The 20,378-nt window shown below is 62.7% G+C and carries 13 protein-coding genes and 1 pseudogene; 3 read left to right on the top strand and 11 right to left on the bottom strand.

Annotated elements, in window-relative coordinates; genetic code table 11:
- Positions 1-44 precede the first annotated feature (44 nt).
- The 6 genes from MC375_RS04290 to MC375_RS04315 all read right to left on the bottom strand — a co-directional run bounded on the left by MC375_RS04290 (position 45) and on the right by MC375_RS04315 (position 13,024).
- The gene (locus MC375_RS04290) at positions 45-1,625 is read right to left on the bottom strand and encodes a Gfo/Idh/MocA family oxidoreductase (RefSeq protein WP_242102069.1); all 1,581 of its coding nucleotides are present in this window, start codon (positions 1,623-1,625) and stop codon (positions 45-47) included.
- A 144-nt stretch (positions 1,626-1,769) separates the two neighbouring features.
- A complete protein-coding gene (locus MC375_RS04295) occupies positions 1,770-3,284 on the bottom strand; it encodes an alpha-L-fucosidase (protein WP_242102070.1) in 1,515 nt (504 codons plus the stop codon).
- A 541-nt stretch (positions 3,285-3,825) separates the two neighbouring features.
- Entirely contained in the window at positions 3,826-4,824 is a 999-nt protein-coding gene (locus tag MC375_RS04300) for a CPBP family intramembrane glutamic endopeptidase (RefSeq protein WP_242102071.1), read from the bottom strand.
- 118 nt (positions 4,825-4,942) lie between these two features.
- A complete protein-coding gene (locus tag MC375_RS04305) occupies positions 4,943-6,127 on the bottom strand; it encodes a helix-turn-helix domain-containing protein (protein ID WP_242102072.1) in 1,185 nt (394 codons plus the stop codon).
- Between the two features lie 535 nt (positions 6,128-6,662).
- Entirely contained in the window at positions 6,663-7,334 is a 672-nt protein-coding gene (locus tag MC375_RS04310; protein ID WP_242102073.1) for a potassium channel family protein, read from the bottom strand.
- Between the two features lie 317 nt (positions 7,335-7,651).
- A complete protein-coding gene (locus tag MC375_RS04315) occupies positions 7,652-13,024 on the bottom strand; it encodes a DUF3320 domain-containing protein (RefSeq protein ID WP_242102074.1) in 5,373 nt (1,790 codons plus the stop codon).
- Between the two features lie 98 nt (positions 13,025-13,122).
- Between MC375_RS04315 and MC375_RS04320 the strand changes: the two genes are divergently transcribed.
- A complete protein-coding gene (locus MC375_RS04320) occupies positions 13,123-13,902 on the top strand; it encodes an abortive infection family protein (protein ID WP_242102075.1) in 780 nt (259 codons plus the stop codon).
- A 278-nt stretch (positions 13,903-14,180) separates the two neighbouring features.
- A complete protein-coding gene (locus tag MC375_RS04325; protein ID WP_242102076.1) occupies positions 14,181-14,672 on the top strand; it encodes a GNAT family N-acetyltransferase in 492 nt (163 codons plus the stop codon).
- Between the two features lie 92 nt (positions 14,673-14,764).
- Here the strand turns inward: MC375_RS04325 and MC375_RS04330 are convergent, their stop codons facing one another.
- From MC375_RS04330 to MC375_RS04340, 3 genes are read right to left on the bottom strand one after another with little or no spacing between them, the layout of a single operon-like run.
- Positions 14,765-15,874 carry a PLP-dependent transferase gene (locus MC375_RS04330; protein WP_242102077.1) on the bottom strand — a complete coding sequence of 370 codons (1,110 nt, stop codon included), beginning with the start codon at positions 15,872-15,874 and terminating at the stop codon, positions 14,765-14,767.
- The gene (locus tag MC375_RS04335) at positions 15,867-16,514 is read right to left on the bottom strand and encodes an FMN-binding negative transcriptional regulator (protein ID WP_242102078.1); all 648 of its coding nucleotides are present in this window, start codon (positions 16,512-16,514) and stop codon (positions 15,867-15,869) included. Before MC375_RS04335 ends, MC375_RS04330 begins: the two co-directional genes overlap by 8 nt.
- A gap of 26 nt (positions 16,515-16,540) precedes the next feature.
- Complete coding sequence (locus MC375_RS04340) at positions 16,541-17,155, bottom strand: LysE/ArgO family amino acid transporter (RefSeq protein WP_242102079.1); 615 nt, start codon at positions 17,153-17,155, stop codon at positions 16,541-16,543.
- A gap of 109 nt (positions 17,156-17,264) precedes the next feature.
- On the opposite strand from MC375_RS04340, the gene MC375_RS04345 reads away from it, so the two are divergent.
- Positions 17,265-18,155: a LysR family transcriptional regulator ArgP gene (locus MC375_RS04345; RefSeq protein WP_242102080.1), complete on the top strand. Its 891-nt coding sequence runs from the start codon at positions 17,265-17,267 to the stop codon at positions 18,153-18,155.
- Positions 18,156-18,192: 37 nt separating this feature from the next.
- Here the strand turns inward: MC375_RS04345 and MC375_RS04350 are convergent.
- Positions 18,193-18,429, bottom strand: a pseudogene (locus MC375_RS04350) (ATP-binding domain-containing protein); the annotation flags it as partial.
- A 9-nt stretch (positions 18,430-18,438) separates the two neighbouring features.
- Positions 18,439-20,322, bottom strand: a complete 1,884-nt coding sequence (locus MC375_RS04355; protein WP_242102081.1) for a TonB-dependent receptor — start codon at positions 20,320-20,322, stop codon at positions 18,439-18,441.
- Positions 20,323-20,378: the final 56 nt, after the last annotated feature.

The raw sequence follows: 20,378 nt of genomic DNA on the forward strand, positions 1-20,378 counted from the left end.
TGGCAGCCCTGCAGGGCGGCGCGCCTGCGCAGGCGGCGTTCCTGCTACAACGCCCAACCCTCGCGATACTCGCGACGCAGGAACTGGTTGGCTGCTGGCGCGTTGGTGATGCGCATGTTCTGCGCGTCGTACTCGATCCGGCCGCCGGCGCGCAGGGACACGACGCCCAGCAGCATGACCTCGGTCAGGCGCGCGGCGTAGGCGAAGGGCGACGACGCTTCGCCCTGCCCCTTGCAGGCCTGCACCCAGTTCATCTCGTGCGAGGTCGTGACGCGCGGGAACTTCTGCGCAGGCGTGCCCACCGCATCGTGCAGCGACTGCGGCAGCAGGCGCGGGTTGGCGCCGTAGGTGTCGTGGATCAGCTTGCCTTTGTCGCCCACGTAGAGCACGCCGCCATCGTCGTTCAACTCGCCGGCGCCCAGCGTCTGCAGCCCGGGAGGCAGCAATCCGCCGTCGTACCAGGTGAGCTTCACCGGCGGCATGCTGCCGCGTGCGGGGAAGTCGTAGTGGGTCATGGTCGCCATGGGGTAGGACGCCTGGTTGAACGGCGTCGACACGGTTTCCACCGAGGTCGGGAAGCCCAGGTCCAGCGCCCAGAACGGGTGGTCGATCAGGTGCGCGCCCATGTCGCCGATCGCGCCCACACCCCAGTCCACCCACCCGCGCCAGTTGAACGGGTGATACACCGGGTGGTAGCCGACGACGGGACCGGGGCCGAGGAACAGATCCCAGGCCAACCCTTCCGGCTTCGGGTAGTTGCCGGTCATGGCATTGGCGAGGCGGTCCATCACCGCCTTCAGGTTCCAGCGCGCGGCGTCCGGTTCCGGCAGGGCCTGCGGACGCGGTATGCCCTGCGGCCAGTAGGCCAGCGGGCGGTTGGTCCAGACGTGGACCTCGCGCACGTCGCCGATCGCGCCGGCCGCGATGTACTCGTTGATCAGCCGGGCATCGTCGGTGGAGTGGCCCTGGTTGCCCATCTGGGTGATGAGCCTGGGGTTGTCCTGCGCCTTCTTCGACAGCGCGCGCGCTTCGTGGATCGACCAGGTGAGCGGCTTCTGCAGGTACACGTGCTTGCCCAGGCTCATCGCCGCGCTGGCGATCACCGCATGCAGGTGGTCGGGCGTGGCGATGACCACCGCGTCGATGTCCTTCTGCTCCTCCAGCATCCGGCGGTAATCGGTGTAGCGCTTGATCGAGGGGTACTTGGGCGCGAGCAGCTGCGCCTGCGCGATCTGTTCCTCCACCTCCTGGCGCTCTTCCGCGTTCTCGGCCTTGTCGAGGCGCTCCTGCGCCCTGCCCGGGTCGAACATCGCGCGAAAGCCCTTGTCGGTGTACCCCCAGTCCACGTCGCACAGGGCCACGATGTTCTCGCTCGCCATCGCGCGGATGTTGTTCTTGCCCATGCCGCCCACGCCGATGCCGGCGATGTTCAGCCGGTCGCTGGGCGCCGTATGTCCTTGCCCGCCCAGCACGTGGCGGGGAACGATCATCAAACCGGCCGCGGCCAGCGCGGTGCCCGCGAGAAAGTCGCGGCGCGGGATCCTGCCGCTCGCGCCCGTGTCCGTGGAGGTTGCTGCAGCGCCGTGGCCCTGCTGCTCTTTCCCGATCTTCGATTCATCCGTCATGGGCGCATCAATCCCCGGTTGGATATCGATATCCGATGCGCCGCATTCTGGTCGCAAGGAGATCAGGGGATCAAGGCGACACGTTCACAGAGCTGCAATCTCGAAAGCTAGCTGCCGCGCATGGATGTCACGGCCCGCGCTTCGTCATGCGCCAAAGGCAATCCTGAAGGCGCTGGCGTGGCGGGTCGGCATTCGCGCTGGCAGGTCGATGAGGAGCGCCGCGTCCGTCTGCTGGAACTGCAGCGGCTCCGCCACGCCCAGCAGCCGCACGCTTTGCACCGCGCGCCTCTCGTGCCCGGCGTTGCGGCCGAGCGCAGCGATGGTCACGCGCCCGCGTGGCTCGCCCAGCGTGATGGCATAGAGCGCGTCGTCCTTGGTGGTGAAACGGATGTCCTGGGCGGTATATGCGGCGCTTTCCTTGAAGGCGCCGGCCGTGGTCTCGGTCGGGCCTTCGCCATGGACGGCCCATGGGCGGGTCCCGTGGATCGCCTCGGCGTTGGTGCCCATCCAGTGCGCCAGCTCGGACAGCAGGGTCTGCGATTCCGGCGGCAGGTTTCCCTCCGGATAGAGCGCGACGTTGAGAAGCAGGTTGCCGTTCTTGCTGACGATGTCTGCGAGCATGCGGATCACGTCGGGTGCGGTCTTGTAGGTATCACCGTCGGTGAAGAACCAGTCGCCGTTCGAGGTATCGGTTTGCCAGGGCAGCGGATTGATCCCGCTCATGACGCCGCGTTCGACATCCTGCACGCAGGCTTCCGGATAGAACTCACCGGAGCCCAGGGCCTTGCAGTTGTAGACCACGTCGACGCCACCGTGCTTGGCGATGCTGCTGTTGTAGTAGTGCGCGACGAGCGAGCGCCCGACTTCTCCGAATGGAAGGCCGCCATCGGAATAGAGCAGGTCCGGCTCGTAGGAGTCGATCAGGTCGCGAATGCGGTTGAACCAAACCTTGTGGAACGCAGGATCCGTCGTGTACCAGGTATCCGGATTTCCCTTGAACGGCTCGTCGTGTTTCGGATGGTAGAGATCGGCGTATTGGGGATCGGCGCCGTCGTAGTCGACACCCATCTTGGGCCAGAACTGGTCGTATTGGTGGCTCGGGTAGAACCAGTTGTGGCTGGCGCCCAGATGCTCGGACACACCGAAGCGCAGGCCGCGCCGGCGCGCCGCATCGCGCCATGCGCCGACGATATCCCGCCTGGGGCCCATCGCGAGCGCATTCCAGCGGTGGTGGCGCGACTTCCACAAATCGAAATTGTCGTGGTGCACGCCCATGCTGACGAAGTATTTCGCACCGGCCGCGACATACAGATCCATCAAGGCGTCCGGATCGAACTTCTCCGCCTTCCATAGCGGAAGGATGTCCTTGTAGCCGCGCTCGGACGGATGCCCGTAATGCTTGAGATGGTGGGCGTAGTGCGGGTGACCGGGCACGTACATCCAGCGCGCGTACCAATCGCCGGAACGCGGCACGGCCTGCGGCCCCCAGTGCGCCCAGATGCCGAACTTGGCGTCGCGGAACCACGCCGGCGTCTGGTAGGTCTTCAGCGAGTCTGCCGTCGGCTTGAAGGTACCGCCGGTGATGGGAAGTGGATCGGCAGGCGCCAGCGCCTGGCTGCCTTGACCTGCACCCTCTTGCGCATGTGCGACGGCATGCATGCCGGCCGCAGCCCACAACGGTGCTCCCAACAAGGATCGCCTGCTTACCATGATGTTCCCTCCTCACCCTTTGCTCGTTGCATGCGGTTGCGGCGAAGGCCGTTTGTAATGGCCCGCAAGGCACTTGTCGCGCATCGGATCCGGCCGCGGCGGATCGTGCGTTGGTGGTGTCGCCGCGACGCCCGCTGCGCGAGCGCAAGCGCGATGTCGATCGTGATGGCTGCCTCGTCCGGACCCATTAATGCGGCGGAGGCACCAACTGTCCAATGAAAGATTTCCCACCAGCTATGCCGCTACCGTTATGGTTGTTGCAGTGCAGGAAGAATGAACACGCGCTTCGTAGGGATCAGGCGTGATTGAAGCAACGCTTGCCCCGCCCTTCTCCCTGATGCGGCCCGGATTCCAGCCAGCGGTGCCGGCGCCGGAAGCGCAGGTAGCCAGGGTGCTGGCTTGGCTCGGCATCGATGCGGAGCGGGCGGGCAGGGCTTCGGCCAATTGATCGCCTCCGTCCCTTTGTTGTTCGAACGAATGCAGGGCGGGCTCAAGCCCGCCGCCTTGCAAGGGTGCCCCGGGCCAGCACAACAAAGACGACAAGGAACACCGGCCCCAAGGTGAGCGCCCACAGCGGCTTGACGGGGATCAGGAGCGTCGTCACCAGCATCACGGCAATTGCCAGCAGGTGTGAAGGGCGAATGTCGATCGGCCGAATCGTCGCAAGCGCCTGGCGAATCCATGCCAGCAACGCTTTCCGCCAGATGGCGCCTGCGACTGTCAGCGCCGTCGCAACCCCGAGCGCCACCCCTGTCGACATCGGCAGGTTGATCAGCGCGTGCACGAGGATGGAGGGCAAGAGCGAACCGGTTTGCCGATAAAGGACGCCGAGCACCATCGACAAGCCGAACAGCATTGCGGTTGTCGCGAGGCTGAATGCATCAACGCCCAGGTACTGGCTGTGCAGGAAAGTGAATAGAACCGACGTCAGCACCAACGGCATCCAGGACGAACGAAAGGTCGCCTGAAGCCGGCCCTGCACGTAGCCACGGTAAAGCGCCTCCTCCAGGACAGGCACAACGCCGAAGCTCAGGACGGCCATAAAAAGATAGAAGTCACCGGTCAACGGGGCGGATAGAAGCGCCTCGCGCCACGGTGGGCCGGCGGGCGCCAGGTCCCAGACCCGTCCCGCTTCCATAAGGATGCGAACCGGCGGAAATGCCACGATCGCCGCCAAGGACGCCAGCAGGACGAGGCGCGGAGTGCTCTTGCTGTCGCGCCTGAGTCCGTCTGCAGGCCTGATCCACCAACGTCCGACGATCAGCACGATTGCGATGACCAGGAATTGTGCGCCGTACTGGACCAGCAGCAACTGCAGCATGGGAAGCACGAGCGGCAGCCAGGACGACGGCAACGATCCCGGAGTGAGCGTGGCCAGTGGGTTGGAAAGCTGAAGACCGAGCAGTGCTGGCCCAAAGCCTGCCAGCGCCAGCCCCAGCAGAATGACTGCCAGCACTTCCAGCAGTCCCGCCCATTCGAGTCGACGCATCGCGGGTATCCGGTTCCGAGAGGGAACCCACGATGCAGCCATGGACGGGTTCGATCGACCGGACCGGCCGAATCGCACCTGTTCCGGGGTCAGACCCGGCCGAAAAGGACTTCCGCCGTCAGGACGTGTTGCCAGCGCGTCGGAAGGCACTGGGTGTCTGGCCGGTATGGTCTTTGAAGACCTTGTTGAAGGTCGACTTGTTGCTGAAACCCGCTTCGAGCGCGAGATCGAGCACCGAGCGAGAACCCTCCAGCAGGTCGCGCTTGACTGCCTCGATCCGGTGCAGGTTCACGAACTCATAGAACGTGCAGCCCAGTGTCGTGTTGAGAACTTCCGAGACCTGATGGGGCGTCGCTCCAACCGCACGGGCCAGACGCGCCAGGGACAGGTCATGGTCCCGATACAGGTGTCCTACTTGCATCTCCTGCTCGAGCTTCTCCCGCAGAGCCGCAGCCTGATCCGCGCTCACATTCCGTGGCCGCGGCGATTCCATGATCGGCATTTCGGCGTCCAAGGCAGCAGCAGCAGCCCGGAGCGCGCCCGTACGGCCACTCGAGGCGCCGTCACTTTTGTCGTCTTCAGGCGATCGGCTGGTGGAGAAAAGAGCCGGTTGCCGCAGGCCCGCCACGCCGACGGCAAGCGCGAATGCCACCATGGCGATGCTGATGGCCGAGTCCGCCGGAATGGGGGCGCGAGGCCCGGCGGCCACCATCGCCAGTACCAGAACTGCGACTGCGGCGAAGAGCATCAGCACGAAGGAAAGCCAGCTCAGGCTGACGCGTTCATCGTTGGCGACCTGATCGTGCAACGCCCGACGCCAGCATCCAAGGCGATGCACCGCAAAGGCGGTATACGCCGCCAGTGACAGGCAGCGAGCGATATTGATGACGCCAACGCCGACCTCGCCCCGCTGATAGGACCGCATCGACTCGTCGATGAGCCCGACCAGTTCCGTGTCGGGCCGGACGAGGACAGGACCCAGGAGCAGCAGGTTGGCTGCCCATGGCAACAAATGGAGCGCGGAGGCAGGTGACAGCGCCAGATGCGGCGCCGTTGCCTGGCGCACATACATCAGAAGCAACGGGCCGAAGAGGAAGACGACGGTCGAAGCAACGACCAGAAGCTTGGGCACGGCGATCCAGAACCCACTGAGGTACAGCCAGTGGGACAGCAGCCCAACCCCGATGGCACCCAGCAATAGCGCAAGCCACCGGTTCGCCAAGCGAGGTCCCCGTGGCTGGAACCACAACGCGGCAGCCAGCAGAAAGGCTTGGGTAATGCCAATTGCGAGCAGCGTGACCACGGGACTGCGTCCAGGTAGCGGGACCACTATTGTGGGCAACGTGCGTGAAGCCCGCAGAGCGCGTGCACGAGACGCTGGCTACCGAGGGAGCGCAGGTGGCTGATGTCCTCGCGTGGCTTGGCATCGACGACGGCGGCGGGGCGGTTTCGGCCTGCTGAAACACGCGTCCAGGGGCGTGCGCTGCGCCTACCGGCCTGCGCTGGCGCAGAGCCCCCCACGCGCAGCCAAATTGGACAATTTTTGTCCAACGGTCGGGTTATTTGCTCGGCGCTCGGACTTATTTAGGCGGCGTGCCGGCTTATTTGGGCGGAGCGCCGGCTTATTTGGGCGGCGTTTCGGCTTATTCGGGCGAAGCGTCGGCTTATTTGGGCGGCGTTCCAGGCAAATCGGGTGGAGCGCCGGCCTTTTCGGGCGGCGTCCCGAGCAAATCGGGCGGAGCGTGGGCCTTTTCGGGCGGCGTTCGGGTTTCCGACAGCGGCGTGCAGCGGAAAGAAAATGAACCTGACCCCGTTTTCCTCGGTCACACCGGTCTCACCTAGCGGTTACGGACGGCCTCGCTGAAGGCAGAAGCCAGTATTCCTGTTGGCATAGCAATCAATCCGATCCCAGCGATTGCGACGACGCCAGCAATCATCTTGCCCACAGCCGTGATCGGGTAAACATCTCCATAGCCAATCGTGGTGAGGGTGATTACGGCCCACCACAATGACCGAGGAATGCTACCGAATTTGTCTGGCTGCAAGTCGCCTTCGACCCAATACAGAGCCGATGCACCGAAAATCAAAACCGTAGCGGCCAGAGCTAACGTCACGAACAACTCGTATCGTCGGCTCTTGATGACGTTAACAAGGAGCGTCAAAGCTGCAGACATTCGTCCCAGCTTGCCCAATCGGAGAATCCTCAAGAGGCGAACGAGCCTCAGTGCCATCACATTGATACCGAAGAACGGCACTAAGGTAACCAGCACTGCAACTAAGTCTACGACCGCCGCGGGACTAGCGATGAACCGCAAACGCCGTCCAAACGCTGTTTCGCCTGGGGGTCGCTCTTCTACGATAGACCAGAGGCGTGCAAGGTACTCTGCGGCAAAGACAGAGCCTAGCCAGAACTCGACCGCCGCAAACATAGCTTGGTAGGGTTGAGCAAGTAATGGTTCAGTCTCAAGAATCGCGTTGACCGTACCCAGAAGAATGGCAGCGGTCAGCAACTTGTTGATCGGGGACAAACCGCGAGTGGGCCACGCGGTGGGATCCAATTGAATGTGGAAGGCTTGGCGGAGCTTGGCGGTATGACTTCGCATTACTCGCCCTTAGCTCGCGCTGCTGTAATCAGCCCGTTCGCGGCTGTGAGAGCAGCAGATTGGAGCAGGATTTCAATCCGGTCTTCAATCAAGGCTCGTAGCTGGGCGCTTGTGCTGCGATAGCCCAGCTGCCGCGACACATGGAGCACGAGCTCCTGCGTCGTCGCGCCAAGGTTAACTTCAACAATCCTGACGACTGCCGCATCGATCTCCTCGGGCGGCAATTAGTCGGGCCTCCGGAGAGTCGGAGAGAGAGCTTCGCTGCGATCGCGAACACGCACGGATTGCTCTGGCAAAGAGAGAAAATGCTGGTTCGATCTGACAATCAATCGCTGCCCTAGCGCTGTGGCAATTCCCGCATCAATCGCAGACTGTATTCGCCCACCGGCGCGCTGCAGGCCCCACAAACCACGAATGCGAGCGACGACCTCGTCACGATGCACGGGACCCTCCACGCCAACGACATCACTGACGATCTTCGCCATTATGTCAGCTGGGACCATGTGCAACTCGAAATTACGGTTGGGAACCGGAAAACTTGCCTCTTCGTAGAGATCTGCGGAGGAGGGCCCATCGATCTCGGTCAATCCGACCTCGACAAACTCCCCGCGCTCCACCGTCTGAACTTCAACAGGAACCGCGCGACTGGAGCCCGTGCCAACAACTGTTTCGTGACTGACGTCAGACTTGGCCTTTTCGATTGCAGCGATGAGCCTGTCGAGTTCGGCCTGTGGGCGCTGGAACCACTCCGAACTCCACACCCGATAGATTGTCCATCCCTTGTCCCGCAGCGCGGCCTCGCGCAGTCGTTCGCGATCGCGTGCGCTGCGCGCATCGCGATACCACCCACCATCACATTCGATCCCGAGAATGTAGCGACCGGGAAGTTTCGGATCGAAGACCGCGATATCGACGAAGAGCCCTGCCTCGCCAACATGTGAGTGAACATGGTGGCCGCTCGCCTTCAGGGCATTCTCGACTTCCTGTTCGAACACCCTGGCTTCTACCTCCTTGTTCCTACCATTTATGGCAAGTCGGCCTGTTCTGGCATAGTGCAAGAAGAGCTTGAACGCAACGGTGCCTTTACCCTTTGCCCGCTCGATATCAATATCCTCGTCGGTGATGGACGAGAACACCTCACAGCGCGATTTGGCGCGACTGATCAGCACATTTAGTCGACGCTCGCCGCCCTGTGCGCTCAAAGGGCCGAAATTCATAGTGAGGTTGTGCATCGCATCGCGCCCATACCCCACCGATATGAAGATTACGTCGCGCTCGTCACCTTGGATGTTCTCCAGGCTTTTAACGAAGAATGGTTCACTCTCGTGCGAGGCGAAGAACCCTTCGGTTTCAGGGTGGAGCCTGCGCAGCACTTCCAAATGGTCAACGATCGCCCTTCGTTGCTGGGTGGAAAAGGTAGCGACGCCTAAGGACAGGTTAGGTGACTTACGCGCGTGTTCAATCACCGCTTCGGCTACCGCCTTTGCCTCGACAGGATTAGTGCGAGTGTTGCCGCGATCGTATATGGCGTCCGTCAGGTGGTTGAATCGCAAACCCATCCCGCCCTCGCTTGTGTATGGGCTCGGGACGATTAACAACTGGTCTTCGTAGAACTCGCGGTTGGAGACAGCGATTAGCGACTGGTGGCGACTCCGGTAGTGCCAACGCAGCATGCGCTCGGGTAACCCTCGCGCCCGGCAGAGCCCAAGGATGCTCTCAACATCGGCAGGCGGCGCGCCCTCGTCATCGTCGTTCTGGTTGTCGCCGAGAACTTTGGCGAAGAAACGTGTTGGCGGCAGCTGCCGTTCGTCTCCGACAATCACCAGCTGCTTAGCGCGAGCCACCGCTCCCAGGGCGTCCACGGGCTGAACCTGACTCGCCTCGTCGATCACTAGCAGGTCGAACTCCAAGACGCCCGGCGGTAGAAACTGCGCGATCGACAGCGGACTCATCATGAAGACAGGCTTAAGAGCTTGAATTGCCGGCGCGCACCTCTCCACGAGCTGCCTAATCGGCATATGCCGGCGCTGCCTGGACATTTCAGCAAGCAGGATCGCGGTCGGACCTGTCGCGCCTCCTCGCTGCGGCACCTGGTCATGGTGGGCACGCACGACCTGGCGACGGGCTAGGAGCATCCGGTTCCAGTCGAGCTGTGAGAAGTGCGCGACCTTCTGTGACTGCTTCTGACCGTCGAAGCTGCCCAGCTCCGGCTCCGCTTTCACCATCTTCGCCAGCACATCTTCGTAGTAGGCGAGCTGGAAGGCCCCGATCGCGTGCTCGGTAGCCAGGTGCCCAGATGCCAGCGCTCGGACCACGGCTTTGAGCCCCTTGTTCTCAGCCTCCTTGGCTTGCGCCATATAGGCGACCCATTGTGGCAGTCCCTCTGGATTTGCCCGCCAGCGTTCCAGCCGCGTCGACAGCATCGACAGATCAGCGTCCCTCAGGTTCTTCGCGCCGTCCGCACTCTCGAACTCAAGCGAGGAGAAGAGCGCGGCAGTACGCTCCATGAGCGCGTGCGCCTCACCATCGAGTGCCGAGCATGCCGCAAGCCACTCGGTAGCATCGGGAGTGCGGGCGGCCAAACCGCGCAGAGCTTCGTTCTCGTGAATCCATGCTGTGGCGGCATCCAGCGCCACGAGATCAGATCCCACGCCGCTCCACAGTAGGCCAAATGCAGACTCTCCCTGTTCCGACTTCGTGGCCAGCAATTGAAGGGCATGCTGGGCTTGAACAAGGCGTAGAATGTCAGCAGCCGCACCTTTGATGGTGAGCGTGTCTGACTTGGCAAGATATCGGCACTTCTCTAAAGCGGCTCTCCAGATCGCCGTCTTGGCCTTAGCCGCGGTGAGCGGAACGCGCCGGAGCACGGTCTCCTCACCCCACGGCCGCCGCTCGGCGGCGATCAAGGCCTCGCTGATGGGTGTGAGCCTGACTTTCACCTCATCCAGTACCGGCAGCACACGGGCGGCCAACTCGCTCGCCAACTGGCGATCGGCAACGTCGGCCAAGCGTTCGCGCACCCCACTTCCTAGAGGGCGGAGCGAGCGCATCCAGTTCGCCACGCCACGAAGAAACGACGTGTCGGATCGCTCGCGCTGCCAGCCCGTCCCGAAGGCCTCTGCGCCTTGCCCATCACGCTCCGCGATCTTGCGCTGTGCGGCCTGCGCATCGATCAGCCCGTCCAGTGATCGAAGAATGTGATCCGCTGGAAGTTTTGGGTTGACCAAGAAGGATCGTACGAGGCGATTGGAACGGCGCCAGTGGCCATTGAATACACGTAGCCAACTCGTCCCGACGGTCGCCATGTAGGACCGCGACTCCTCGAGTTCCTGACTCCACGCCGCCTCACGAAATACGCCCGACAGCGATCGCTTGCCGGCCTGTACCCGATCGACCGCTTCGATTAGATCCTCAATGGAGTCCACACCCCGATCCCAGATGTGAGCCACCAGCGAGGCGCGCTCAATCTCTGGAATGGTGGCCGCGCGCTCGCCGATCGCCGCCAGTCGAATCGCCGTATCGAGGGTAAGGACATCGCGCTCGCCCAAAAGTTGGGCAAGGCGCGTCAGGTCAGGCAGGATGCGATCGACGGCACGATTGATGTCAGCTAGCGCCGCGCCTTCGCGGCCCAGCTCGAACTCAGGCGACAGCTCGGCGAGCGCCGCCTGCGTTTCGGACCAGTTGATTTCCAAGGCATCTGCAGAGGCGAGCGTGAGAGCCTCCGCATGCAATTTCTGCGCGAGCGCAAGCTCCTCGATTAGCGCATCGACCGCACCTGTCTGATCCCATACGGGTGCAAGGAATGCCCGGCCACCCATCTGAGGGGCGGCAACCAATCGCTCGCTGCGTTTTCGCGCCTCCTCAGTCTCAACGAATTGCTGGGGCGCGTCGAGCTCCAACGCGCGGAACAGCGCGACAGCACGATCACGCCAGGTATCCAGGTCGTGAGCAAGCGAGCCGACCAATTCAAGGATGCGATCGCGTCCATTGGGCAGCAGGCCACGGATACCCACGCCGGCCCAGCTGTGATCCGCCGGCCGCCCCATCTCGTCAATGCGGATGACAAGATCTCGTAGCAGTTCCTCACGCGCTTCTTTTTCGTGTGGTGCCCAAGAGAGAGAACCGTCAAGCTCGACTCGCCTTGTAGTGTAGCCCTCTCGGCGCAATCGCAAGAGGTGGCCGAATACCTCAAATGGCGTCAACTTGGCAGGCTCATAGACCCGATGCAGCCGGATCGCGTGCTCGTTGAGCTCGTCCCGAGCCTCGGTAAGCTGTTGAACAATCGGTCGACCATCGTCTACTCGCGGCTGACCGAGTTGCCATGTGCGGCGCAGATCGTCCAGCACTGCTCGTTTGTTGGCCTTGCTGCTATGCAGCTCCAGGCAGGCAACGCCGATGTCTGCCTGATCGAGCCGCCGTTTGACGACGTCCAATGCGGCCATTTTCTCCGCAACGAAGAGCACCTTCTTCTTGTCGGCGACGGCCGTAGCGATAATGTTGGCGATCGTCTGCGACTTGCCCGTGCCTGGCGGTCCTTGGACCAAGATGCTTGTACCTCGCCGAACATCGTGCACAACCAGTGCCTGTGAACTATCGCAATCCACTACGTGGACCATCTGGCCAGGCGGGATCACCGGATCGATGTTGATGTTGTCGTTAGAGAGTATTGATCCGGGGAAGCCATCCGAAACCACGCCCCGCAGCGACGATCGCGACTCAAATCCCCCGCTCGCCCGCCATTGGGCCGGATCGAGGTCGCGATACATCATGAATTTAGCAAACGAGAAGAGGCCGAGAACCGCCTCGTTGGGAAGCACCTCCCAGTGCGCCTTCCCCGACACCATTTGGCTCACTTGCTCGAGATATGCGTCGATGTCGAGTGTCTCGAAATCGACGATATCAGGCAGCCTCAGCTCGAATTGGCGATGCAAGTAAAGTTGTAATGACAGATTCGCCTGGATGTCTTCGCCAGCCCAGCGGAGGTGGAATTTCTCGCCAGCATTGCTGCGTTCCAAATGCACTGGGACGAGAACCAGTGGCGCGAAACGATCGTCATTGGGCGTGGAAGGGGCGCGCCACTTCAAATAACCGATAGCTAAGAACAGGATGTTGACGCCTTGCTCTTCTTCGAGCGTGCGCGCATCAATGTAGAGATCGAGTAGTCGCTTTTGCAGACCGGACGAGGTCATCCGGGTCTGTAGTTGGTCATCCCAATGCTTTGCGACCCTGCCTGACTCGTCCAGCTCGAAATCTGGCTGGGCAATGAGCTCTTGGTCCACGGAGGCATCGACCGTGTTGATCTCGATAACTTCTGTATCCGCGAGGGGATCAGAGACAAGCTCAGCTACAGGATCAGCTCGGCCCGCGGAGAATGTAAATCTCTTGCCTGACACGACCAGCGTGTCATACATCGGCTTGGCCAACTCATTGACCACCTCGACGATTTTTGCCCGACCGCCCCGAGGCGTATGCAAGAGCCGATTGCGAGTCGAGAGGTCCAGCAGCTCGAGTCTGGCCCGCTCGATCTTCTCCAGCAGCGTGCCCGATCCCCGAAGTGCGGCGACCTCTTCCTGTTGAACCCCGACCTCATCGTTCATCCTGCCGCCCTCCCCTGGGCCAGAATACGACCTTCCGCCCATGAACTAGCCTGGTGCGGCGCCGCTATAGTGCGCCGAATGGACTGGGTGATCTAGACATGGCCATCGGATTGAACGATACCCGCGCAGGGCGGCTTGCCAGCAGCGAGATTCACTGGCTCGTGTCGTCCTACATTGGCGTGTCAGAGGGATACCTGGGGGACTTTAGCTACCGGACCCATCGGGAGTTTTATTCGTCCTTTTGTGATCTGAACATCGATCCTGATACCTATCCCGGCAAAACGACGCGAGAGAAGTTCATCAGTGTTGTCTCCGGTAGCAACGCTGCAGTGCAAGCGGCCATCCTGCGAGGCATCGCAAAGCGATATCCTCCTGACTCCGAACCGCACCGAACAAAGGCTAGCTATGCGCAACTAATTGCGCTGATCAAGAAGTGTTCGTCTGATCTCTCCGTAGATCAATCTGATCCAAGGATCACGAGCGATGTTGTGCGCCGGGCTCTCGCAGACGCAGCGCTGCTAATCGAACGAAGCGGCCCCACCAGCGCTGTTGATCGCGTTCACACGGCGCTACATGCGTATTTGAAGGCCGCCTGTGCCCGGTACTCCATTTCAATTCCAGAAGACGCCAAGATCACCCTGCTCTTCAAGGGGTTACAGCAGCACCATCCTCGGCTGCGGGAGAGTGCACACAGCGACACCATGTCGAGGATATTGAATTCGCTTGGGAACATCATCGACGCACTCAACCCTGCGAGGAACCGCGGAAGCCTGGCGCATGCTAATGAGAATCTGCTAGATCGGAATGACGCCGCACTTGCAATCAACGCCGCGCGAGCAGTAATCCAATATATCGATGCAAAGCTGGCAGAAGAATAGAGTTAATCGATGGGCACTGACTTCTAGCCCCTGATCTCTATGCGTAAATCTCGGGATCTGCGTTCACACTCCTATGGGAACCTAGACGCCACCCCAACCCCGACCACCACCCCACATGCCGCGCTAGTGCGGCTTCGATCACTTCCGCACTCCCCGCTACATGCAGGTCGCGCCGGGCGCAGAATGGTGCCGGGCAGCCCGCCTCTTCCGGCCCTTGCCGTCGGCGGCCGCCCCGGGTTTGATCTGTCCCTGGACTTGCCTACCCAGCAGAGTGCGCGATGAGCGACGGCCTCACCATCCACGAATACAGCGGCGACCTTGCGATCCACTTCCGCGACATCAACGCCGAGTGGATCACTGCGATGTTCCGGCTCGAAGACACCGACCGGGAGGTGCTGGACAACCCGCGCGCGAAGATCATCGATGCCGGTGGGGTGATCCTGTTCGTCGAGGCGCCCGGGCTGGGCATCGTGGGCACGTGCGCGCTGCAGAAGACCGGGCCCACGGCGTACGAGCTGACCAAGATGGGCGTGCGCGAATCCGCGCGCGGATTGAAGGCCGGCGAGTTCCTGCTGGCAGCCGTCATCGAACGCGCCATGGCGCTGGGCGCCGACCCGCTGTACCTGCTCACCAACGCCAAGTGCGCCGCGGCCATTCACCTGTACGAGAAGCTGGGCTTCCAGCACGATGCGGACATCATGGCCCGCTACGGCGCGCGATACGAACGCTGCGATGTGGCGATGCGCTATCGCGGAGAGTCATCGCAGTGAGCAGCGTGGAGAACGGGGTCAGGATCACTTTTCAAGCTCGCCCCAGCGGATGAGCAACGACCGTTATCGACCAATAGCAGACATCCATGTGCTCAACCGTTGAGAGCCGAACTCAGATCCACCCAAAGGTCATCGACGTTTTCGACGCCCACGCTGAGCCTGAGCAAAGACGGCGGAAGATGTTCCTGCCCTGGGATAGCTGCCCGACGCTCCATCGTGGATTCCACGGCACCAAGGCTTGTTGCGTGGTGGATGAGTTCTGTCTCGCGGCAAACGGCGTCCGCCGATGCGGCATCGCCGGCAACATCGAAAGAGATGATGGTGCCGAAACCCTTGAGCACCCGCTTTGCAGTCGCATGCGTAGGGTGGCTCGCAAGCCCCGGGTAGCGCACGCAACTCACTCGTGGATGGGATGCAAGCCGTTCGGCAAGGATGGCGGCTGAAGCCTGTGCACGCTCAAGCCGAAGGGCCAAAGTCCGTGCACCCCGCGCGGCAAGAAATGCTTCGAGGGTGCCTGGCGTTGCGCCAGTGAGTTCACGAGTCTTTTTGAGCTGGTGCCAGAGCGACTCGTCCCGAGCCGTGGCAAGTCCAGCCAACAAGTCCGAGTGTCCGCCAATGAACTTGGTAGCGGACTGGATCGAGATCGTCGCGCCGAAGGCCAGGGGCTGTTGATTGAGTGGAGTCGCGAAGGTGTTATCGACCGCAACGATCGCCCCCTGCTTCCTGGGTGCCGCGCATATCGCCTCGAGGTCCGCGACGGCGAGCAGCGGATTGGAAGGCGACTCCAGCCAGACGAGATCGGCCGACCTGCATGCCTCGACCCATGCAACGGTGTCGTCCATCGCCAAGCGGGTGACGGTCCATCGCCCTCGCACCGCCCCGTCCATCGCCAAACCAGCGACACCCTGATAGCAGTCATCTGGCAGGACAACCTCGGAACCGACCGCCAGCGAATCGAACACAGCGGCGATGGCGGCCATTCCCGAGCTGAACGCAATGGCCATGCCGCCTTCTAGACCTCCAACAATGCTCTCCAGGGCTTCCCATGTGGGAGTACCGTCATCCCGGGAATACTCGCGCCCTTGCCCGATGATGAAGTTGGATGCGGGAACCAGAGGCACATTGAGCGGTGAACCTGGTTCGGTATGGCGCCCTGCGTGCACCAGCCAGGAATCGTGATGCCATTGGGTGCGGTCATTCATGGCTTTCACCCATCGAAATCCGGCTGCGCCTCATCGCGGCAGCCAGTGATGCATGGCCGCGCTCGTCAAGGGTGCTGACTGTGCCGTTGAAGTCCCGGGCGTCCCGGTTCTGGCTGAGCTTGCGCTTGCCTTCAACGCGATCGAGCTCAACCTCGATGCCGACGATCTGGCTGAGCTGGTCGGTCAGGTAATCCGCAGGGGCGTCACCCATCTTCCACGGTTTTGGTTCCCCAGCCTCGCTCTGTCGGGTCAGCTTCGCGACCATGCCCCGGACGAACTTCTCGTCGTCGAAGACGTTTATGCGTCCGTGGGCATGGACGATCTCGTAATTCCACGTGGGCACGTGCCGATGCGTCTCATGCTTGCTGGGATACCAGTTCGGCGAGATATAGCCTTGAACCCCGCGGAAGACGACCAAAACGCGGTCGCCGTTCCGTACTTCCTGCCAAATGGGGTTTGCCCGGGCCACGTGTGCCAGCAAGGTTCCCGAGGGTCCGCGGTTGGCGTCGAGGACGAACGGCAGGTGATTGGCCTCAAGTCCGTCGCCCGTGTGGGTCACGAGCACACCCAGCGGATGCTCGCAGATGATGCGATGCAGCTCCTCGGGATGAGATTCAGTGAAAAGTTGCGGGAGATACATGGAGACTCCGGTTCAAGACTGAGCTATCAATCAATCGGGCGCAGGAGGAGCAACAGGGAAAGGGCCAGCATGAATACGGCAACGAAACCGTCTAGCACTTGCCAGGCACGCGGACTTTTGAACATCGGCAAGAGAAGACGCGAGCCGTAACCGAGGGCCGAGAACCACGCGACACTCGCCACGCAGGCACCGACGGCGAATGCCCACTGCGCCGGGCCCACATAGCGGGTCGATATGCCCCCGAGCAGAATCATTGTGTCCAGATAGACGTGCGGATTGAGGAACGTGAAGGCGAGGCATGCGAACAGAATGCGGCGCGCGCTTGAGCTGCCTGCATCAGGTGCCAGGCCGCCTGAACCGTTCCATGCGCGTCGGGCGGCCATCGCGCCATAGACAGCGAGGAATGCCGCCCCGCCGAATCGCAGGACCTGCAGCAGTGCGGGCCATTCGCGGACTACGGCACCGACACCGAGGACACCACAAAGGATCAGTGTAATGTCGCCGAAGGTGCAGGTTGCCACGACCAACCCAACATTCCGCTGCAGCAGCCCCTGTCGAAGCACGAAGGCGTTTTGAGAACCAATGGCAATGATCAGACCTGCGCTTGCAGCGAAGCCAACGAGTGCGGCTGTGAAGTACATGAAATGGGCTCCTACCAAATCCATAGGACGAGGTTGCCGCGCCCGCCTACTTCAGACCAGCTAATAATTCTTTATCATCATTAGGTTTTCTAACCTTGGCAAACTTTCTATGGATCTTCTGCATCCCCAGCTCGCTGCCTTTGCGGCTGTCCTGGAAGAAGGCAGCTTTGAAGGAGCAGCCCGGCGTCTTTCGGTGACGTCGTCCGCCATCTCCCAACGCCTCAAGGCCTTGGAGGACCGCCTGGGGCAGGCCCTCGTGGTGCGTCAACTGCCGTGCCGGCCGACGCCAGCAGGGGAACGCTTGTTGCGACGAGTCCGTCCCATGCAGGTTCTAGAAGCCGAAGCAATGACTGACTTCCTACCGGCCAATGACACCGCAGCTCGGGCAATCCCGATCGCCATCAATGCAGACTCGCTCCAGACTTGGTTTCTAGAAGGATTGGCGCGGCTCCATCACGCTCACGGCTACCTGTTCGATGTGCGGGTGGACGACCAAGACCACACTCACGAAATGCTCCGCAACGGTACGGTGCTCGGCGCCGTTACTGGTCAATCCAAGCCAATCCAGGGCTGCAATGTGGAGGCCTTGGGAAAGATGCGTTATCACGCCATTGCCTCGCCAGCCCTCACCGACAAGTATTTCAGCGATGGTGTGACTGCCCAGGCATTGGCTGATGCGCCCCTCATCGTCTTCGACCGAAAGGATGACCTGCAATGGAGATTCATTCGACGAATCTCCAAGGCACGCATCAATCCACCAGTGCACTACTTGCCGACGTCAACCGGTTTCGTTGAAGCCGCTGCTCTTGGCCTCGGCTGGTGCCTTGCACCGGAAACGCTCATCAGCTCGGCAGTTGGGTCGAAGCAAGTGGTCACATTGGAGACTGGGCGCTGGCTGGACGTGCCTCTCTACTGGCAATACGCGGCTGTTCGTTCAGAGACGCTCGAAAATGTCGGCCGTATTTTGTATGAAGCGGCGGGCAACGCATTGAGGCGCTAGGCGTCTGCTTTGGGTCGGAAGCGGCCACACATCAAATTGAGTTCAACCGCCACCCCAACCCCGACCACCGCCCCACGTGCCGCGCCAGCGCGGCTTCGATCACTTCCACACCACCCGCCACGTGCAGCTCGCGCCGCGCGCGGGTGATGCCGGTGTAGGTGAGCTCGCGCGAGAGCACGCGGTTGGAGCGGGTGGGGAGCAGCAACCACACCGCGTCGAATTCCGAACCCTGGGCCTTGTGCACGATCATGGCGAAGGCGACCTCGTGCGCGGGCGGGGTGTCCTAATCGTTCGCGCCAAACGCCACCGTAAGCACCGCCCGCACGGTGCGCGGCGAGACCGGCGACAGCAGCCCGGACGAGGCGACGAGGTAGCCCTCCTCGCCGAGCAGGTTGGAACCCAGGATCCGCAGGTCGGCGCGGTGGCCGCCGAGCATGAAGCCATGGCGCAGGCCCAGGCTCAGCGTGGTCACGGCTGGCGCCTTGAAGCTGTTGGCGGTGTCGGCCCAGCGCTCGCCCATGTAGCTGAGCGTTGCGTCCAGCGCCCAGTCCTTGCCGAACCGGCGCACCAGGGTGGCGTTGGCCACGCGCTGGGAGACGCCCACGTCGTGCGATCCGGCCAGGCCCGCATCCACCAGCGTGCCGGTGAGTTCGGACTCGAACGCGACCACGCCCGCCAGCAGGCTGGTGTCGGCGCCGAGCTCGCCCGCGATCGAGGCCTCGAAGCCGCGATGGCGCACCTGCCCGACGACGCCGAAGCTGCGGTCGAGCCGAAACCCCTGGCTGGGCTTGGACACGTCGAACAGCGCGCCGATCAAAGTCAGCCGCGGCGACAGCGCGTAGCGCGCGCCCAGCTCGAACTGCTCGGCTTCCACCGGCGGCAGCACTTCCTCGCGGTTGATCGCGGAGGCGGGCGCCGAGCCGCTTTCTTCCAGGCCCGTCACCCAGCTGCCGAACAGTGCGGCGCGGTCGCTCAGGTTGACCACGGCGGACAGGTTGTAGTGCGGCGTCCGGCTGGTGCGCTCGCTCGTCGCGCCGCTCGTGGAGTGCACGGTCTTGTGATAGCGCGTGCGGTGCGCGGCGAGGCGCAGTTGCACCCGGTCGCGCCAGGCCAGGCCATAACCGGCCGAGGCGGTGGTCTGGGTGACGGTGTCTTCGCCGCGGGTGCCGGACCACGGGCGTTCCGGCACGTCCGGCGGATCGCCCGTGGCGAGGTCGAATTCGCCCAGCGCAACGGCGAGGCTGGAGGCGAGCCCGGTGGTGGTGCGCCGGCCGCGCAGCGCCAGGGTGACGCGGTGTTCGAGATCGCCCGCAGCGAACGCGCGCTCCAGCCGGGTTTCGCCGGTATCGGCGAGCTTGTAGTCGCGCTTCGGGGTGCGCAGCGTGGTGGCGGTGGCGTTGCCCTGCGCGTCCGACGCGATCAGGGTCATGTCCGCATTGTCGATGTCGAAGATCGAGCGGAATGCCGACGCATCGATGGTGAAGCCGCGCAGCTCGCCGCGGTAGAGCAGGCCGAGGTTGGTGGTCCTGGCGGCGGTGTGCGCCCAGTCCGGCGAGTATTGATGCAGCTTGCGCAGGTTGGGCGGGATCGCACCCGCGCTGGCGATCACCGCAAAGTCGCCGTCGTAGTGGCGCTGGTTGACCGAGCCGAACGCCCGCAGCCGGTGACCGGGCGCGAGGTCCCAGCCGGCCACCAGGCCATAGTTGGTTGCTTGTCCTTCCTCCCCCTTCGGCAGACGCCACAGCGGGCGCCGCGAGAAGCCGCCGGCAAGGCTGAGCGCGCCGGCGCGCCACGAGACATCGCCCTGCACGACGCGCGTGCCGAAGTCGCGAAAGCCCGCGCCCAGCCGCAGTTCGTTGGCCGGCCCGGCTTCGCGCAGCCGGTAGTTCACCACGCCCGAGGGCGACGGATAGGCGAGCCTGGCGGCGTTGACGCCCACGCGCACGCCCACCCCCGACAGCACCGTGTCGTCCGGCGGACCGGCGCGGCTGAAATAGGCGTCGTCGATGCGATAGGCGCCGCTGTCGTTGAGGTCGAAGCCGCGCACCTGGCTTTCGGTATACAGACCCGATTGCTCGATCCCGGCGCGCTCGCCGAAGGCGTCGGCGGCGCTGCTGACCGCGTTGTCCTGGGCAGCGGCCGGTGCGGTGGCGGCACATGCCAGCACGATGATTGCGATCCGTGTCGGTGGTGCACAGGCATTGACGCGCATGGCACACCGCG

The organism is Lysobacter sp. M2-1 (assembly GCF_022662495.1).
Taxonomy (GTDB): domain Bacteria; phylum Pseudomonadota; class Gammaproteobacteria; order Xanthomonadales; family Xanthomonadaceae; genus JAKPBU01.